Genomic DNA, 17,515 nt, shown 5'->3' with positions numbered 1-17,515 from the left:
GGGGGGGGGGGGCGGGGGCGGGGCCCCCGCGGGGGGGGGGGCGGGCCCCCGCCCCGGGGGGGGGGGGGGCGGCCCCCCCCCCCCCCGCCCCCCCGGGCCCCCGGCCCCCCCCCGCCGCCGCTCACCCAGACCCGGCCGGACGTCCAGAGGAACGGCTGCCTGCCGCCCGCCGACCGGCCCGCCCCCGGCCCCGGCTGGGCCCGGGCGGAGCTGCGCCCCGAGGAGGCCTGGCCGGTGAGCCGGGGCGCGGGCGTGACGGTCGCGGTGGTCGGCTCCGGCGTGGACGCCGGAGCACCGGCCCTGGCCGGACGGCTCCAGCTCGGGCCCCGGCTCACCGGCTCCGGCGACGCGGGCCGGGACTGCGTCGGCCACGGCACCTTCACGGCCGGGCTGGTGGCCGGGCGCGCCGGGGCCGACGGCGGCTCCGCCGGACTGGCCCCGGACGCCCGGGTACTGGCCGTGGCGGTCACCGACGACGCCGGCTCCACCACACCCGACCTGCTGGGCGCCGGGATCCGCGCCGCCGTCGACCGGGGCGCCCGGGTGATCGCGGTGGTGGTGCCCGTCCCCGGTCCGAGCGACGCACTGAGCGAGGCGGTCGGGTACGCGGCGGCGCACCGGGCCCTGGTGGTCGCCCCGGTGGGGCCGGACGCCCGGGGCGCGGGCAGCGCCGCCGTGTTCCCCGCCTCCTACCCCGGGGTGCTCGCGGTCGCCTCGGTCGGCCCGGGCGGCGCTCCCGCCACCGTCCCGGAGGGGCGGGTCGACCTCGCCGCGCCCGGCGAGGGGGTGACCGGCCCCGGGCCCGACGGTGGCGCGTTCACGGCCTCCGGCCCCGGCTGCGCCACCGCCTACGTGGCCGGCGCCGCCGCCCTGCTGCTGGCCCTGCGCCCGGAACTGACCCCGGAGCAGCTCACCCGCCGCCTGGAGGCCACCGCCTACCACCCGGGCACCGCGCTGCCGGACCGGGCCGTCGGCTACGGCACGGTGGACCCGGTGGCGGCCGTGACGGCCTCCTGGCCCACCGCCGCACCGGCCCCGGCCGTGGCGCCGGTGACGATCCCCCCGGGGCCGGACCGCGCGGGCGCCCGGCGCGCCCTGGCGGTGGCGGGCGGCAGCGCGGGCCTGGTGCTGCTGGTCGGCCTCGGCGGGCTGACCGTCCGGCTCGGCCGCCGCAGGGCCGTCGGCGCGGGCCGGGCCCTCGGCAGGGGCTGAGGGCGCGTGGCGCGCCGTCCAACACCAGGTGCCCCATCGGTCACGAACCGCTGAACATTCGCGAGCACGTTATCCGTTCAACCATTCGACAGGAACGGAACGGCCCTGGTCCCACGGGCCGGGCGGACGGCGGAGGCGGGATCCGATGACGACGGGGACGGCGACGGTGGCGGGCGTGGAGGCGGGGCGGGACGAGGAGGAGACGGCGCGGCGGCTGATCGGCGGCTGGCTGGCCGAGGACGCCGGACGGGAGAGCACCGCCGCGGCGGCCGGGGACGGGCCCGGCCCGACCGGCTGGGGCGTGCCGAAGGCCCCCGCCCGGGACGTGCTGGCGGTGGCCCGAGGACTGGCCGTACGGGGCCTGCCCGCATTGGGCCCGGGCGGACCCGCGCGGTCGGTGCCGGGCGCCGACGAACTGCTGCTCGCCCGGGTCCTGGTGGTGGACGAGCACCCGTCCGCCGCCGACTGGACCGAGCACGAGCGCGCCGAGCTCGGCGGCTGGGTGGCCGTCCTGATCCGGCGCTTCGGCGAGGCGGGCGTCCAGCGCCTCACCGCCGCCCTGGCGGCGCGGAGCTGATCGGAGCTGACCGGCTCCGACCGGCTCCGACCGGCTCCGAACCGCTCCGACCTGCGCCAACGGCCGCCAACGCGGGCCAACGCGCGCCAACGCCGACCAACGTGACGGCCCGCCGAGGTCGTTGGTCGACCGTTGGGCGGAATTTGGCCGCTGCTGGAACGGTGATCCCGTCAGGGCGAGGCCCCGGGGACCACGCTGAGCAGCAGCCCCGCCGCTCCTCGCCGACGCCGTTGTACCGGAGCGAAGGATCAGAGCCGTGGCCGAGGAAGCCGCCGCTTCCCCCGAAGGCGCCCCGCAGGGCACCGACCAGCCCGCCCGGGGCCGCCCGACCCTGGACCAGGACACCCTGGCGGAGCTGTACCGCCTGCACGCCCCGTACCTGATGCGGGCCCTGCTGAGAGTGAGCAGCGGTGACCGCGGCAAGGCCGAGGACATCCTCCAGGAGACCCTGCTGCGCGCCTGGCAGAACCCGGCCGCCATCCAGCGCGGCCTCGAACAGGCCCGGCCCTGGCTGTTCACGGTGGCCCGCCGGATCGCCATCGACCACTTCCGGATGACCACCGCGCGGGTCCAGGAAGTCGCCGACGAGACCCCCGAGGAGCACCCGGCCACCCACGACGCCTATGAACAGCTCATCGCCGCACAGGACTTGGAGACGGCGATGGCCGAACTCCAGCCGCTCCACCGGGAGGTGCTGGTGGAGCTGCACCTGCGCGGCCGCTCGATGGCCGAGGCGGCGCAGGTGCTCGGTGTCGCGGTGGGGACGGTGAAGTCCCGCAGCTTCTACGCCGTCCGGGCGCTGCGCCCGATCCTGGAGGCGCGGGGCATCGGCGTCGCGGTCTGATCGGTCCGTTCGGTCCGTTCGGTCTGAGCCGAGGTCGCCCGTTCGATCACCGCGATCCGCGCCGTGAGTTCGGCGGCGCCCCGGGTGTCACCCGACCCGGCGTGGAACTCCCGTGCCCGGCCCAGTCGTTCGGCCGCCTCGGTGGGGCGGTCGGTGGCCAGCAGGAAGTCCGCGAAACGCCGCTCGACCGCGGCCTCCAGATGCAGTGACCCGCTGGCCCGGCATCGCTCCGCCGCTTCCTGCCAGGCCTGTTCGGACTCCACCACCCGGCCCAGCAGGTGGAGGGCGTGCGCCTCGTCCGCGAGCGCGAACAGGTGGAAGGTGGCGTGCGGGTGCGCGGCGAGCAGCCGGCGGGCCTCGCGGGCGTGCCGCAGGGCGGTGGTGCCGTCCCCGGTCAGGGCGGCGAGGGTGGCGGCGTTGCTCAGGACGGCCGCCCCCGCCTCGTGCAGGCCGAGTTCGTCCAGTCGGCGCACGGTGGCGTCGGAGAGTTCGACGGCCTCGGCCAGATCGCCGTGGTCGGCGAGGGCGGTGGCCAGCACCGCCATGGTGTAGATCTGGGCCGGTCCGTCGTGCGCCGCGGTCCGCCCGGCGGCGCGGCGGGCCAGTGCGAGCGCCTCGACCGGGCGCCGCCGGCCGCTGAGCGCCCGCGCGGTGGCGGCCTCCACCAGGGCGGTCGCCACCACGTCCCCGGTGCGGGTGGCCGCGGTGAGGCCGTGCCGCAGGCAGTCGAGCCGGTCGGTGAGCCGACCGGCCCCGAAGTAGAGGCAGTTGGCGAGGAAGGCGAGCCGCCAGGCGCGGTCGTGCTCGCCCGCCCCGGTGGCCGCGGCGACCAGGGCCCGGACGGTCGGCTCCTCGGTGCGGAACCAGTCCAACGCGGCCCGCACGTGCGGCAGTTCGGGCAGGACTGGCGGCGGGAACGCCACCGGCCGCTCGAACTCGGTGAGGTGCGGCTGGAGCCGGGCGGCGCCCGCCGTCGCGGCGGCCAGGTAGTGGTCCAGCAGCCGGGCCAGCGCCGCGTGCCGCGCGGCGGGCGGATCGCCGTCGAGCAGCTCCCGGCCGTAGAGCCGGACCAGGTCGTGACGGCCGTAGCGGCCCGGGGCGGTCTCGGTCAGCAGGTGGTGGGCAGCCAAGGTGCCGAGCGCGCCGCGGACCTCGGCCGGCGGGGCCGCCAGCAGCGCGGCGGCGGCCGGCACGTCGATCTCCGGGCCGGGGTGGACGGCCAGCAACGCGACCAGCCGGGCCGCCGTCGGCGGCAGCCGGCGCAGGGTCAGGTTGAGCGCTGAGCGCACGCTGACCCCGCCCTGGGCGTCCAGCGCGGGCAGCCGGGTCCGGTCGTCCTCGGCCTCGGCGACCAGGTCGGCCACCGTCCACGAGGGCTGGGCGGCCAGCCGGGCCGCGGCGATCCGCAGCGCGAGCGGGAGGTGGTCGCACAGCCCGGCCAGCCGCAGCGCGGCGGCGGGTTCGGCGGCGACCCGCCGCTCGCCCAGCACCTGGGCGAGCAGCGCCAGCGCGTCGGCCTCCGGCAGGGCCTCCAGGCGCAGCAGCGCGGCGCCCTCGGTGACGATCAGGTCCTCCAGGGTGTGACGGCTGGTCACCACGGTGGCGCAGCGCGGACCGGCGGGCAGCAGCTCGCCGACGTCCTCGGCGACGCGCACGTTGTCCAGCAGCACCAGCAGTTCGCGCTCGGCGGTCAGGGCCCGGTAGAGCGCCGCGCGGCGGGCGTGCTCCTCGGGGATCTCGGCCTCGGCCAGACCGAGGGACCGCAGGAAGCCGGCCAGCACCTCGCCGGGGGTGCTCGGCCGGGCCGGGTCGAAGCCGCGCAGGTCGCAGTGGAGGTGGCCGTCCCGGAAGCCGTCGGCGGCGGTGTGCGCCCAGCGGACCACGGTCGCGGTCTTCCCGGCGCCGGCCGCGCCCACCACGACGGCGAGGGCGTGGTCGGGGCGGTCGGGGCCGCAGGCGCGGTCGAGCCAGCGCAGTTCGGCCGCGCGGCCGACGAAGCCGGCCGTACGGCGGGGGAGCGGGGCGGCGGTGGGGGTGGCGGGGGCGGTCGGGGAGGGGGCGTCGGCAACGGCGGGGGGCCGGTGCGGTGCGTCGTGGGGGGCCTGGGTGTGGGCCCCGGCCGGGCCGCCGTCGGCCGGCGCCGGTTCCTCGGCCAGCACGGCCGTCAGGGCCGCCTGGAGCGCGGCGCCCGGGTGCAGGCCCAGTTCGGCCGCGAGCGCGGCCCGGGTGCGGTGGTAGCGGCGCAGGGCCTCGGCCGGGCGGCCGGCCTGGTGGAGGCAGCGCACCAGCAGGGCGACGGTCGGCTCCTGGAGCCAGTCGGTGTGCAGGTGCTGTTCGAGTGCCGGGACGGCGACGGCCCCGCGACCGCAGCGCAGCAGGCGTTCCGCCCGGTCGTGCAGGGCCTGTTCGCGGACGCCGTCCAGCCGGTTGGCGTGGCCGCGGCGCTGCTCGGTGTCGGGCAGGTCGGCGAGTGCGGGGCCCTCCCACAGGTCGAGCGCCTCGCCGAGCAGGGCGGCCGCGGCGGCGTCGTCCGGCTCGCTCGCGGCGCGGGTGGTGAGGGCGGTGAAGCGGTGGAGGTCGACGGACTCGCGGTCGCCGTCCAGGAGGTAGCCCGGGGCCTGGGTGCGCAGGGTGAGCCCGGTGCCGTGCAGCAGCTTGCGCAGGGCGGCGATGTGCCCCTGGAGCGCGGCCCTGGCCTGGACCGGGGGCTCCTCGGCCCACATCAGGTCGTAGAACCGTTCGATCCGGACGCACCGGCCGAACTCCAGCCCCAGCAGGGCCAGGACCGCGCGGCGCTTGGCCCCGGTGATCGGCGTGGTGCGGCCGTCCGCGGCCGTGAGCTCGGTGGGTCCGAGCAGCCGAATGCGCATGCGCTCCCCAGGTCTGCCGCTCCCGGCAGGAAGACCGGGACGGGTCATTCAATCATCCTGTCCGACATGTGAGTCTACGCGCGTCGATCGGGGGTGGTGATCACCCCTGGCAACGGCGGAGATGGCGTGGGCGCGGTGAGCGCCAGGTGAACTCCGGGCGAACCTTGAGTTCCGCACGAGGGGGGTCGAATGTGTCCGACTCCCAATCTCTGCTTGGTAGTTGTGTTGCTTTACCAATCAATTCGAGGGCTTGGACGAAGATCGCCCCGGTTCGTATCCTCGGCCCGTTCCGTCATGTCCCCGGCACTCAGGGAGTGGGTGTGCACGTCCGGCTGCTGGGCCGAGTCGAACTCCGTTCCGAGCAAGGGCGCCCCGTCGCCCTGGCGGGTGCGCGCCGCAGAGCGGTGCTCGCCCTGCTCGCGAGCGAGCTCAACGACCACGTCACCGTCGAGCGGCTGCTCGACACGGTGTGGGAGGGCGCGCCGCCGCCCACCGCCCGCGCCGCCCTGCACGGGCACGTCTCCGCCGTCCGGCGCAGCCTCGGCGAGGGCCTCACCCTGCTCACCCGCGCCCAGGGCTACGTCCTCGTCGGGGATCCCGAACTGGTCGACGCCGAGCACTTCCAACGACTGACGGCCGCCGCCGAGGAGAGCGCCGACGCCGTACGGGCCGCCGCACTCCTGCGTGAGGCCCTCGACCTTTGGGGCGGTCCCGCCCTCACCGACTCCGGCTCGCTCACCCTGACCGCCACCACCGGCCGACGGCTCGACACCGCCCGTACCCACGCGGTCGAGCGGCTCGCCGAACGGCTGCTGACCCTCGGCCGGGGCGCCGAGGCCCTCGACGACCTCCGGGCCGTCGTCACCGCCGACCCCCGGCGCGAGCCCGCCGCCGCCCTGCTGGCCCGCTGCCTCCGGCAGGCCGGGGGCGACCGTCCCGCAGATCCCGTCTCCATTCCCGCCCCCGCCCCCGTGCCCGCCGCCAGCCCCGGCGACGCCCTGCCCAGGCCCGGCACCGCCCTGGTCGGGCGCGCCGACGACCTGCGCCGCCTGGACGACGCCGCCTGCCGCGCCGACGGCCGGCCCGTGCTCGTCACCGGAGTCGCCGGAGCCGGGAAGAGCAGCCTCGTCCTGCACTGGGCCCACGCCAGTGCCGACCGCTTCCCCGACGGCCGGATCCACCTCGACCTGCGCGGCTTCGGCGAGGAGGAACCCCTCACCCCAGGCGCCGCCCTCGCCCTCCTGCTCACCCGCCTCGGCGTCCCGCCCGCCGAGGTACCCGAGGACCGGGCCCGGGCGGGCGCCCTGCTCCGGCGGCTGACCGAGGGTCGGCTGCTGCTGATCGTCCTCGACGGCGCCCGCTCCGCCGAACAGGTCGAACCGCTGCTGCCCGGCGCCCCCGAACCCGTCGTGGTGGTCACCAGCCGCTCCCGGCTCACCGACCTCGTCGTCCGCGAGGCCGCCATCCCGCTGCCCGTCGGCGGCCTGCCCGAGGACGAGGCCGTCGAACTGCTCGGCCGGATCGCCGGCCCCGAGCGGGTCGCCGCCGACCCCGCCGCCGCCCGCCGGCTCGCCGCGCTCTGCGACGGGCTGCCGCTCGCCCTGCGGGTGGCCGGTGCCCGGCTCGCCTCCCGGCCCGCCTGGTCCCTCGACGACCTCGTCCACGAGATGTCCGACCGGACCACCGGACTCGCCGCCCTCGCCACCGGCGGCACCCTCGGCATCGCGGCGGCCCTCGGCCGGACCGTCCGCGCCCTGCCCGCCGAGGCCCGTCGGCTGTTCACCCTGTCCGGACTCCACCCCGGCGGGACCCTCGACAGCGCCGCCGCAGCCGCCCTCGCCGGTGTCCCCCGGGCCCGCGCGCGCGAACTCCTCGCCGAACTGGACGCGGCCCACCTCGTCCAGGAGGCCTCGCCCGGCCGCTTCCGCGGTGACCGCCTGGCGGGCCTCTACGCCGCTGAACTCGCCGCTGAACTCCCCGCCCACGACCGGGCCGAGGCGACCCGCCGGCTCCTCGACCACGCCGTCGACGCGGCCGCCGCGGCCCTCGAACGCCTCACCACCGCCGTCCCCACCCAGTGCCTCTCCGCGCGCGCCTTCGAAACCGCCGACCAGGCCCTGGAGTTGGCCCGCGGCCTGGTCACCGGCCTGGCCCGGCAGCTGACCGAACGTCCGGGCCCGGACCGGGTGGCGGACGGCGGGCCGGAGCGCATCCTCGACCGGCTGAGCCGCACCCTCGCCGAAGCCTGCCGCGGACCGGCCACCGGGCCCGCCCCGACGGAGCCGCCCCATGGCCACACCCACACCGCCCCCGAGGGCGCCGAGGGCGCCGACCCCGGGGAGTGCGCCCTGATGGACCGCCTCCTCGCCGACCTCCTCCGCACCACCCCGGTGGTCCGACGCACCGAGCCCCCCGGCGTGGGCCCGGCCCCGGCCCCGGCCGTCCCGGCGGACGCGCGGGCACCGGGGCCGAGGCCGGGCTGAACCTCGGGTACGACGGCTCGCTACGGCCGTCCGCCCCGAGGCCACCCCTGGGCGTCGAAGACGGCGACCGGGTCGAGGTAGTCGCGCCAGTGCTTCACCTTGCGGTCCTCGACGTCCAGCACGGAGACGAAGCGGTTGTCGTAGGGCCGCCCCGTCGGAACCGACCTGCCGTGGACCGCGTACTCCAGCACCACCACCGAGGTCTCGCGGTCCCGGTGCACCCGGAGGTCGTCCGCGCCGTGCAGCTCCACGTAGTCGCCGTAGTCGCGGTACAGGTCGACGATCCCCTGGCGCCCCTCGACCCGCCGCGGGTACCCCGGGACGGTGATCACGAACTCGAAGACCACGTCCTCGGCCAGCAGGTCGTAGAAGTCCTCGCCGTCTACCAGGCCGTCCAGTCCCTCCTTGACGATCCGGAAGAACGGGCTGTTCGCCCCCACCAGGGGGGTGTCGTCACTGACGGTCCTGCTCATTTCGCCTCCGGGGGCCAGGTACGGGCGTGGTTCACGGCTCCATGCTCGCGGCTCGGCGGAGGTCCTCCCTGCGCGAATCGCCCGGTTCCCGGGGTGCGGCTCGTGCGAGCCCGCCGCGATCACCGGCCTGGCCCAGGCCCGTGGCCGTCAACCGGTGGCGGGCGCCAGGTCGTGGACCAGGAAGTGGAGTTGCACGCCGTCTGAGGAGTCCGCCCAGATCCCTTCGGCGTCGAGGACGGAGGCCGCGACCATCCGGGCCTCGGCGACCAGCTCGGGACGGTGGTCGAAGCTCGGCCACGGCAGGACGGGGAAGCCGTTCTCCTCGCCGTACCGCCGGACCCGCTCGACGTCGCCGAGGGCCGCGGGCGGCAGCGAGTCGTTCGCCCAGGACCACAGCCAGGACCGCTGGGCGAGGCTGACGCTGCCGAGCATCGTGAGACGGCCGGCGAGGAACACCTTCCCGGCGCGCGACCAGGTGATCCGCGCATCGTCCAGCGACCAGTGGTACTGCACGTCACCCGACAGCCCGAAGCGTTCGACCATGAGGGCCTGTCGGGAGTGGGCACGTTCGCGGGCCGCGAGCACGACCTCCTCCCAGCCGGAGTGGTCATGCTTCGAACGGTCGTTCATGGTGTCTCCTCGTACAGAACTCTCGGCGAGATCCTCTCATCCGGCGGGCGGGGGGAGGTGTCAGCGGTCTGCGGTTGACTGGTGCGATGGACGAACTCGCCGACCACCTCCACCGAGTCGACGCCCTGCTGGCCCGTCCGGCACCGGGCCTCGCCCGCCTGCCGGTGGCGACCGGTGGCGACCTGGACGCCGCCCTGCGCCGCCTGGTCGAGGCGCTGCGCCCCCGCTGGGGGTCCTCGCGCACCCTGGCCACCGGCGGTTTCGTCGACCCCACCCTCGTCGAGGACCGCGGGCTGCCGTTGCTGGCGGCGTTCCCCGGGGGCGTGGTCGACCTGTGCGGGTGGGCGGTGGGTGGGCGCTGGGTCGGCTGCGGGATCGTCCGGCCGGACGGCGGGAGCGGCGAACCGCAGCTCCTCGTGCTGACGGCTCCCCGGGCGGATCCGGCGGAACTCGCCCTTCCCGCAGACTACTTCGAGGAGGAGGATCGCGGCGACGGGTCGGGCGCCCGCTGGGTGCGGCGGCTCGCCGCGGTGACCGGTCGGCCCCGGTCGCGAGAGTGGTCCGTCGACTGGCTGTCGGCCGAGGCCCGGCTCGGCACCGCCCTGCCCGCCGACTACCGGCACTTGGTGGAGCACTTCGGCCCCGGCTCGTTCGCGGGCTACCTCGACATCTTCCTGCCCGGTCCCCAGTCCGGCTCCGACGATCCCTCCTGTCTGGTGAGGAATGCCCGAACCCTCGCCGACCTCGCCGCCGCCCACCCCGACATCGCCGCGGTCTACCACCCCTACCGGCTCCACCCCGCCCCCGGCGGGCTCCTGCAGTGGGCCGGCTCCGTCCAGGCCGACCAGTTCTACTGGCTGACGGAGGGCCCGGACCCGGACCGGTGGCCGGTCATCGCCCGCAACGAGGACGGCGACCACGAGGCCCGCTTCGACGGCTCCACCGCCGAGTTCGTCCACCGCCTCCTCACCGACCACCGGCACCCCTTCTCCATCGCGGAACTCCTCGACCACCGCGACTTCGAGCCGTACGAACCCCACTCCTCCTTCGAGGACGAGTGACGGCCCCGGAGCCTGCGCCCCGGCCCGGGCGTGCCGTCAGGCCGGGAGGGCGTCGAGCCATTCGGTCAGCAGGCGGTTGACCTCCGCGGGCCGCTCCTGCTGGATCCAGTGCCCGCAGCCGTCGAGGAGGTGGGCGGCCGCCAGGCCGGGCAGGGTGGTGGGGAAGGCGGCGATCGCGTCGGCCAGCCAGGTCGTGGAGGCGTCCAGCGCCCCGCCGATGAACAGGGACGGCTGCTCGATCGGCGCGCCGCGGTACGGGGCGAGGTCCGCCCAGTCGCGGTCCATGGCGCGGTAGCGGTTGAGCGCCCCGGTCATGCCGGTGCGCTCGAACTCGCCCGCGTACACGTCGAGGTCCTCCTCGGTCAGCCAGCCGGGGAGCGCGCCCCGCGGGAAGCGGTCGCGCAGCCGGCCGCCGGCGCGGGTCACGAAGTGCGGGTCCGGCTCGTCCCGGCCCGGCATGGTGTCGGCGGACAGGGCCGCGTAGAAGCCCGCGAGCCAGCCCCGGAGGTCGGACTCCATCTCCGCCTCGGCCCGGCCGGGCTCCTGGAAGTACGAGACGTAGAACTCCTCCTCCTTGCCGCCCAGTTGGGCGAGGACCTCGCCGGGGCGGGGGCCGCCGGGCGGCGCGTAGGGGACGCTCAGCAGGGCGACGGCGCGGAAGGCCTCGGGGTGCAGCAGGGCGGAGGTGGCCGCGATCCCGGCACCCCAGTCGTGTCCGACGAGCACCGCCCGCTCCTCGCCGAGGGCGCGGACCACGGCGACGTTGTCCGCGGCCAGGTCGACCATCCGGTAGGCGTCCGGCCCGGTCGGCTTGCCGGACCGGCCGTAGCCGCGCACGTCGAGCGCCACGGCCCGGTACCCCGCCGCGGCGAGGGCCGGAAGCTGGTGGCGCCAGGAGTACCAGGACTCGGGGAAGCCGTGCAGGAGCAGCACCAGCGGTCCGCTGCCCTGCTCGACCAGGTGCAGACGCCCGGCGGGCCCCTCGACGGTGCGGTGGTGCGGTTCGGCGGACGGCAAGGGGCGGTTCATCGCAACTCCTCGGTGGACGGGGGCGGGTGCGGCTGCCCACCGATCATGCGGCGCCGTGCCCGCCCGGTGCGAGGATCCTTGACATCCTGGCAAACTGGCAGGACAGGGCGTGGACGACGGTACGACCGGAGGGGGCGGGCAGCGGTGACGGACGACCGTACGGCCGATGTGTTGGCGAGCATCGGCCCCCGGCTGCGGGCCGCGCGCGAGCAGCGCGGGGCGACCCTCACCGGCGTCAGCCTCGCGACCGGGATCGCGCTGAGCACGCTGTCGCGGATCGAGACCGGCCGGCGCCGACCGACCCTGGAGGTGCTGCTGCGGCTCGCGCAGGAGTACGGCGCCTCGCTCGACGAGCTGACCGGCACCACTCCCGCTCCCCCCGCCGGCACGACGACACGGCGGCGGCGCCCCGACACCACCGACAAGTCCGTGCTGCCGCTGACCCGCTACGTGGGAGGCCTGCACGCCCACAAGCACGTCCTGCCCGCCGCCACCGCCGACGCCGACACGCCACCGACCCGGCCCCGGCAGTCCTCCCACGACGGGTACGAGTGGCTCTGCGTCCTGTACGGGCGGCTCTGGCTGGCCCTCGGCGACCAGGACCTCGTCCTGGGCGCCGGTGACGTCGCCGAGTTCGACACCCGCACCCCCCACGGCGTCGCGAACGCCGGGGCCGACGCGCCGGTCGAGTACCTGGTGATGTTCGGCCCCCAGGGCGAGGTCCTCCGCCCCCGCACCCCGCCCCTCGGCCGCACCACCCGCTAGCGGCGCGGCCTCCCGGCAGGCAGGTGCCGAGCGGGCAGCGGCAGTTGCCGGCCCCGACCGGCAGGGTGGCGGGCAGGCCGGCAGGCGGATGCCGGGGCCGGGCGGGTTCGGTGCGATCATCCTCGGATGCGAGAGATCGACGAGTTGACCGAGGTGGACGATCCGGCGTGGCCCGAGCTGGCGGCCGCGATCGCGGCGGCGGCCGTGCCGGTGGAGGTGCTTCCGGCCGACCAGGAGGAGGGGCGCCGCTGCCTCCTGCAACTGCAGGTGACGGCGCGGTCGGTGCTCGGCGCCCTGGTCCTGAACACGGGCGGGCTGCTGCTGGACGACGGGTGGGTGCGGGTGTTCGGCGGTGGCTCGGCCGTGGCCGGGGGCCTGCCGAGCCTGGGCCGGGTCAATGGCTTTCCGGCGGCCTTCGAGTCCGCCTGGCACCCGGCGGACGGTCTCGTCGTCGGCCACGACGCCGTGGGCGGGGTCTTCGCGCTGAACGGCCACGACCCCGCGGCGGCGGGCCGGCCGGGCGCGCCGGGGCAGATCACCTACTTCGCTCCCGACACCCTGGAGTGGGAGGCCCTGGAGATCGGCCACTCGGCCTGGGTCTCCTGGCTGCTCTCGGGCGGTGCGGAGACCTTCTACGAGGGTGTGCGCTGGCCCGGTTGGCGGGCCGAGGCGGCGGCCCTGACCCCGTCCCAGGGGATCACGGTGTTCCCGTTCCTGTGGTCCGAGCAGGCCCAGGCGGACCTCGCGGCCACCAGCCGCCGGGCGGTGCCGATGCACGAGGTGCTCGGGGTGGCGGCCGACTTCGCCGGGCAGGCGGGGCTGACCGACCCGGGCTTCCTCGGCGAGGTCTGAGGCGACGCGCCCACCTGCGCCGGCGGGCGTGAAGACGCCGCGACCACATCCCCTTCGCACAGCACGAACCGCACGAGGAGCTACCCATGGACCACCGGGACGTCGACACGGCCTTGGCGGAGTCGCTGAAGGCCCTGGGACCGCATGCCGACGAGGACTGGACGGTGCCGGCCGGTTCGCTGGAGTGGAGCTGCTGGGAGACGGCGGCTCACATCGCGCACGACCTGCTTGCCTACGCGGGGCAGGTGGCGGCACGTCCCGCCGACTCCTACCTCCCGTTCGACCTGAACGTCCGCCCCACCGCCTCCCCGGCCGAGGTGCTCCGGACGGTCGCCGCCTGTGGCCGCCTCCTCAGCTCCGTACTGGCCGCGGCCGGTCCGACCTCGCGGGCCTGGCACTGGGGTCCCTGCGATCCCGAGGGCTTCGCGGCGATGGGTGTCGCTGAGACCCTGCTGCACACGCACGACATCACCCAGGGACTGGCCGTGGACTGGCAGCCGCCCGCACCGCTGTGCGCGGCCGTGCTCGGTCGGCTGTTCCCCGACGCTCCTCCTGGAGACCCCGTCCAGGTGCTGCTCTGGTGCACCGGCCGCCAGGAACTGGACGGCCTTCCCCGCCGAACCTCGTGGGTGTGGAAGGCGGCGCGCTCCGACTGATCGCATCCACCCGGCGAACCGTCTCGGTCACGGCGCGGGCTGGTCGGTGGGGCGGCGGTCGGTGGGGCGGCGGGCGGCGTCGGTGCGAGGGCACCGGCGCCGCCTTCGCGTACCGGGGGCCCGGGGGTCCGGACCCCGGGGTCACTCCTCGACCGGCAGCCCAACCTCGCGGGCGAGCGCGCCCAGGGCCCGGCGGAGGGACTCGCGTTCGGCGGGGGAGAGGGCGGCGGCCAACTCGTCGTCGACGGCGTGCGCCAGGGCGGTGCACTCGTGGAGCAGGGTGCGGCCGTCCGCGGTGAGGGTGAGCGTCTGGCGGCGGCGGTCGGCGGGGTCGCGCTCGCGGGCCACCGCGCCCAGCGCCTGCAACTGGTCGGCCAGGCTCACCACCAAGCTCGGCGCCACTCCCATTACCTGGGCCGGCTCCAGTTGGGAGGCGGCGGCGCCCGCGTCGAGGGTGGCGAGCAGCGCGACGCGCTTCGGCTTGAGGTCGCGGCTCTCGATGGCGGAGGTGAAGCGCGCGGTGGCGACGGTGCCCAGGGTGCCGAGGCGGAAGGCGAGCGAGGAGGTCAGCGAAGGGGGGTTGACGCGCTCGCCTTCCTGCTCGAACTCGCCGTCTACGCCGCCGCCGTACGGTTCGCGCTCACCCGGCGCGCCACCCGGCCGGCCCGCTGGGCGCTCGCCCTCGCCCTGCCCGCGGGTACGTCGCGGTCTGGGCCCTGTTCGGCGCGCCGGGCGCGCAGGTCCCGCTGCACGGGGCGGCCCGGGCGGTGCTGGACCTGGTCTGGTTCGGCAGTGCGGCCGTCCTGCTCCGGGCAACGGGGCTGCGCCGTACGGCGGTTGTCTTCGCGCTGGGCTACCTGCTGACCACGGCGGTGCACCTGGTGCTGAGCTGAGGCGGGCCGTGCTGGGCCGTGCTCCGCCGAGGTGTGACGGTCGACCCGGGGAACGGTGAACCGGAGCGGGGCGGCGGGCCGTATCCCCCGGCGAGAAATCCCCGTGGGCGGCGGCGGACCCGGGACGGGCCGGGTGTCGGCCGGCCCTGACTCAGGAGAGCGACCGCCATGCCCAAACACCGGCTCAGCCGCCGTCGGCGGATCGCCGCCGCCGCCACCGCTATCGCGGCCGGCGGTGTCCTGATCGTCGCGCAGAACGACGCCCCGGCCGCCGCGAGTGACCCGGTCGGCCTCAACGCCGCCTACGAGTACCTGGGTTGGGGCGACGCCCAGGACCCGGTCGCGGTGATGAAGGCGACCGGGCTCAAGCAGTTCACCCTCGCCTTCCTGCTCGCCGGTCAGGGCTGTGACCCGCGCTGGGACGGCAGCCGTCCGCTGACCGGCGGGGACGACGAGGCGAAGATCAAGGCGATCCGCGCGGCCGGCGGCGAGGTGGTGGCCTCCTTCGGCGGCTGGGACGGCGCCAAGCTCGGCGAGAAGTGCGCGGACTCCGCCCAACTCGCCGCCGCCTACCAGAAGGTGATCGACGCCTACCAGTTGAAGGCGATCGACATCGACATCGAGTCCACCGAGCTGACCAGCGCCGACGCCCGGCAGCGGGTGGTCGAGGCGCTCGGTGCGGTCAAGGCGAAGAACCCCGGCCTGCGGGTCTACGTCACGTTCAGCGCCGAGCTGAACGGCCCGGACGCCGCCGGCGCCGACCTGATCGCCCGGGCCGCCAAGGCCCGGGTGGAGGTGGACGGTTGGGTGGTGATGCCGTTCGACTTCGACAGCCACCACGGCACCATGGTCGACGCCACCGTCTCCGCCCTGACCGGCCTCCAGCAGGTCCTCGTCCACGCCTACGGCTACGACGCGGACAGCGCCTGGCGGCACACCGGCCTGTCCTCCATCAACGGGCACTCCGACAGCAAGGACGAGGTGGTCGGCCCGGCGGACTTCCGCGCCATGCGGGACTTCGCGGCCGCCCACCACCTGGCCCGCTTCACCTACTGGGCCGTCAACCGGGACCGCCCGTGCGGCGGGGAGTTCACCGCGGAGAGCGCCTCGGTCTGCGGCGGGATCCAGCAGGACCCGTACGCCTTCACCAGGATCGTGGCCGGCTACCACGTCGACTCCACCCCCGGCGGGCCCGACGGCGACGGCTCCCACTGCCCGGACCCGGAGCCCTCCGCGCCCGAGCCTTCCACCCGTGTGAGCGCCACCGCGAAGCCCGCGGACGACGGCGAGTCACCCGCGCCGGGCGCCTCGCCCTCCCCGACGTCCACCCGCAAGCAGACCCGGCGCGCGGCGACCGAGGCCACCACCGCCACCGGGATGCCGGCGGACGACCACCAGTCGCCGGAATCGGGCGCCTCACCGTCGCCGACGGCCACCCGGCAGCAGGAGCGGCGCGCGGTGAGCACCGCCACCGCCACGGCCGGGGAACCGGCCGGTCCGACGGACGACGGCTCCGACGGTCCCACGGCGAGCCCGAGCGCGAGCCGGACCAAGCACGGGACGCCCAGGCCCACCGCCTCCGCCGCGTCCCCCACCGAGTCCCGGGCCACGCGCACCCGTACGGCCCCCGCGACGCCGACGGCGGACTGCACCACGGTCTCGGCCCCCGCGCCCGGCCCGACCACCCCGACCGACGCACCGACCGGTACCGGCACCGGTACCGGCACGGGCACGGGCACGGCTCAGCCGAGCCGGACGCCGGCGCCCACCGCGACCGCGACCGCCCCCGCCTCCGACCCCGACCCGGCGCCGACCGACGCCCCCACCACGGCGCTCCCGGCCCCGACCCCGACCCAGTCCTCCGCCCCCACCACGTCCCCCAGTCCCACGTCCCCCACTCCCACGTCCCCCACTCCCGCCGCCCCCGCCCCGGCGCCCACCACCGAAGCGGTCTCCGGCACGGGCTCCGGCACCGGTCAGGCCCTGGCCCACACCGGCGGCGGCGGCGCCACCGGCATCCTGATGGAGGGCGCCGGCGCCCTGCTGCTGCTCGGCGGCGCCTTCGGCATGGTCGGCACCCGCCGCCGCCGCGACGCCGAGCGCGCCCGGTAGCGGGCACCGCCCCGGGCCGAGCGGCCGACCGCCCGGCCCGGGGCGAGGAGCCATGAGGTGACCGAGCGCGTGGCGGCCCGCGCGGTGGAGGACCTGCGGGACGGTTTCCCGGGATGCGGGCCGGGACGCCGCGGATTCCCCGGTGGCCGAGGGCCGCGGCGGACGCCGTCCTTCCGTCCGTCAGCCCAGCTCAACGGCCGCGCCCGTTGGGTGCCGCACCCGGGCGGCGGCCCGTCCCATCGTCCGGGCGGGTGCCGTGAGACGCGGCCGTCCGGCGGATGGGACGGCGTACCCCTCCCGTACGGGTGGCCGGGTGAGGCAGAGTTCTGACGAATCATCATGGATTTGGAGACCCCTGTGAACACCGTCCTCCCCACCCGGCGCCGCTTGTCGCTGGGCCTGGCCCTGGCGTCCGTGCTGACGGGCGTCGGCGCCTTCACCGCCTCGGCGGCCTCCGCCGCGACCGTGCCGGCCCCGATACCGATCACCTCTCCGTCCTGCCCGGCCAACCTCCAGAAGGGCGAGGTCGACGGCTGCGTCACCCAGCTCCAGCTGGAGCTCAACCAGACCGGCGCCCACCTCACCGTGGACGGCCAGTTCGGGTCGGGCACGGACACGGCGGTGCGCGACTTCCAGACCGCGCACTCCCTGGACGTGGACGGCATCGTCGGCCGGGCCACCAAGGCGGCCATAGACGCGGCCGCGGCGGCCGCCTCCGGCACGGTCGACCTGCGCACCCAGTGCGGGGACCTGCAGAAGGGCGCCACCGGCGCGTGCGCCAAGACCCTGCAGTCCATGCTGAACACCTTCAACGCGGGCCGCCTCACCGTGGACGGGCAGTTCGGCCCCGCCACCGACACGGCGGTGCGCAACTTCCAGGCCGCGCACGCCCTGACCATCGACGGCATCGTCGGCACGGCCGTCAAGAACGCCCTCTACGGCAGCAAGCCCGTCCCGCTGCCGAGCGGCCCGATCGACTCCACCAAGGTCCTGAACGCGGCCAAGTCCTACCTGGGCGTCCCGTACGTGTGGGGCGGCGGCCACTCGCTGCGCGGCGA

The 17,515-nt window shown here is 76.4% G+C and carries 16 protein-coding genes; 11 read left to right on the top strand and 5 right to left on the bottom strand.

The annotated features are described in order from the left end of the window. Positions 1-234 precede the first annotated feature (234 nt). The 3 genes from ACFV8H_RS39270 (at position 235) to ACFV8H_RS39260 (ending at position 2,633) form a co-directional block, all read left to right on the top strand. Positions 235-1,212, top strand: a complete 978-nt coding sequence (locus tag ACFV8H_RS39270) for a S8 family serine peptidase (RefSeq protein ID WP_380409286.1) — start codon at positions 235-237, stop codon at positions 1,210-1,212. Positions 1,213-1,357: 145 nt separating this feature from the next. Continuing rightward, a complete protein-coding gene (locus ACFV8H_RS39265) occupies positions 1,358-1,789 on the top strand; it encodes a hypothetical protein (protein WP_380409284.1) in 432 nt (143 codons plus the stop codon). Positions 1,790-2,045: 256 nt separating this feature from the next. Beyond that, positions 2,046-2,633 (top strand): sigma-70 family RNA polymerase sigma factor, encoded by a 588-nt coding sequence (locus tag ACFV8H_RS39260; RefSeq protein WP_380409283.1) that lies wholly within the window; start codon positions 2,046-2,048, stop codon positions 2,631-2,633. On the opposite strand, the gene ACFV8H_RS39255 is transcribed toward ACFV8H_RS39260, so the two are convergent. Continuing rightward, positions 2,573-5,503, bottom strand: coding sequence for a BTAD domain-containing putative transcriptional regulator (locus tag ACFV8H_RS39255; RefSeq protein WP_380409281.1), 2,931 nt, complete (start codon positions 5,501-5,503; stop codon positions 2,573-2,575). The two genes, ACFV8H_RS39260 and ACFV8H_RS39255, sit on opposite strands and share 61 nt — an antisense overlap. A gap of 320 nt (positions 5,504-5,823) precedes the next feature. Here ACFV8H_RS39255 and ACFV8H_RS39250 point away from each other — a divergent pair, with 320 nt between their 5' ends. Then, positions 5,824-7,986 carry a BTAD domain-containing putative transcriptional regulator gene (locus tag ACFV8H_RS39250; RefSeq protein WP_380409279.1) on the top strand — a complete coding sequence of 721 codons (2,163 nt, stop codon included), beginning with the start codon at positions 5,824-5,826 and terminating at the stop codon, positions 7,984-7,986. 20 nt (positions 7,987-8,006) lie between these two features. Here the strand turns inward: ACFV8H_RS39250 and ACFV8H_RS39245 are convergent, their stop codons facing one another. Then, positions 8,007-8,459: a nuclear transport factor 2 family protein gene (locus tag ACFV8H_RS39245; protein WP_380409277.1), complete on the bottom strand. Its 453-nt coding sequence runs from the start codon at positions 8,457-8,459 to the stop codon at positions 8,007-8,009. Between the two features lie 147 nt (positions 8,460-8,606). Further along, the gene (locus ACFV8H_RS39240; protein WP_380409275.1) at positions 8,607-9,089 is read right to left on the bottom strand and encodes a DUF6882 domain-containing protein; all 483 of its coding nucleotides are present in this window, start codon (positions 9,087-9,089) and stop codon (positions 8,607-8,609) included. Positions 9,090-9,175: 86 nt separating this feature from the next. Here ACFV8H_RS39240 and ACFV8H_RS39235 point away from each other — a divergent pair, with 86 nt between their 5' ends. Further along, entirely contained in the window at positions 9,176-10,150 is a 975-nt protein-coding gene (locus ACFV8H_RS39235; RefSeq protein ID WP_380409273.1) for a hypothetical protein, read from the top strand. A gap of 36 nt (positions 10,151-10,186) precedes the next feature. Here ACFV8H_RS39235 and ACFV8H_RS39230 read toward each other — a convergent pair whose 3' ends face one another. Then, the gene (locus ACFV8H_RS39230; RefSeq protein WP_380409271.1) at positions 10,187-11,179 is read right to left on the bottom strand and encodes an alpha/beta fold hydrolase; all 993 of its coding nucleotides are present in this window, start codon (positions 11,177-11,179) and stop codon (positions 10,187-10,189) included. A gap of 144 nt (positions 11,180-11,323) precedes the next feature. Between ACFV8H_RS39230 and ACFV8H_RS39225 the strand changes: the two genes are divergently transcribed. The 3 genes from ACFV8H_RS39225 (at position 11,324) to ACFV8H_RS39215 (ending at position 13,452) form a co-directional block, all read left to right on the top strand. Beyond that, positions 11,324-11,944, top strand: a complete 621-nt coding sequence (locus ACFV8H_RS39225) for a helix-turn-helix domain-containing protein (protein ID WP_380409269.1) — start codon at positions 11,324-11,326, stop codon at positions 11,942-11,944. 126 nt (positions 11,945-12,070) lie between these two features. Continuing rightward, positions 12,071-12,796, top strand: a complete 726-nt coding sequence (locus ACFV8H_RS39220; protein ID WP_380409267.1) for a DUF2625 domain-containing protein — start codon at positions 12,071-12,073, stop codon at positions 12,794-12,796. A gap of 86 nt (positions 12,797-12,882) precedes the next feature. Then, positions 12,883-13,452: a maleylpyruvate isomerase N-terminal domain-containing protein gene (locus tag ACFV8H_RS39215; RefSeq protein WP_380409265.1), complete on the top strand. Its 570-nt coding sequence runs from the start codon at positions 12,883-12,885 to the stop codon at positions 13,450-13,452. A 141-nt stretch (positions 13,453-13,593) separates the two neighbouring features. Here the strand turns inward: ACFV8H_RS39215 and ACFV8H_RS39210 are convergent, their stop codons facing one another. After that, positions 13,594-13,854, bottom strand: a complete 261-nt coding sequence (locus tag ACFV8H_RS39210; protein ID WP_380409263.1) for a MarR family winged helix-turn-helix transcriptional regulator — start codon at positions 13,852-13,854, stop codon at positions 13,594-13,596. Between the two features lie 266 nt (positions 13,855-14,120). Between ACFV8H_RS39210 and ACFV8H_RS39205 the strand changes: the two genes are divergently transcribed. The 3 genes from ACFV8H_RS39205 to ACFV8H_RS39195 all read left to right on the top strand — a co-directional run. Continuing rightward, entirely contained in the window at positions 14,121-14,345 is a 225-nt protein-coding gene (locus ACFV8H_RS39205; protein WP_380409288.1) for a DUF2568 domain-containing protein, read from the top strand. 168 nt (positions 14,346-14,513) lie between these two features. Then, positions 14,514-16,457, top strand: a complete 1,944-nt coding sequence (locus tag ACFV8H_RS39200) for a hypothetical protein (protein WP_380409261.1) — start codon at positions 14,514-14,516, stop codon at positions 16,455-16,457. Positions 16,458-16,802: 345 nt separating this feature from the next. Beyond that, on the top strand, positions 16,803-17,515 hold a 713-nt coding region (locus ACFV8H_RS39195; RefSeq protein ID WP_380409259.1), incomplete at its 3' end, for a peptidoglycan-binding protein.

Origin of the sequence: Kitasatospora sp. NPDC059827, assembly GCF_042731675.1 — a bacterium.
Classification (GTDB): domain Bacteria; phylum Actinomycetota; class Actinomycetes; order Streptomycetales; family Streptomycetaceae; genus Kitasatospora.
The sequence above is the reverse complement of the archived record's forward strand: the minus strand, read 5'-3'. Positions and strand labels throughout refer to the sequence as shown.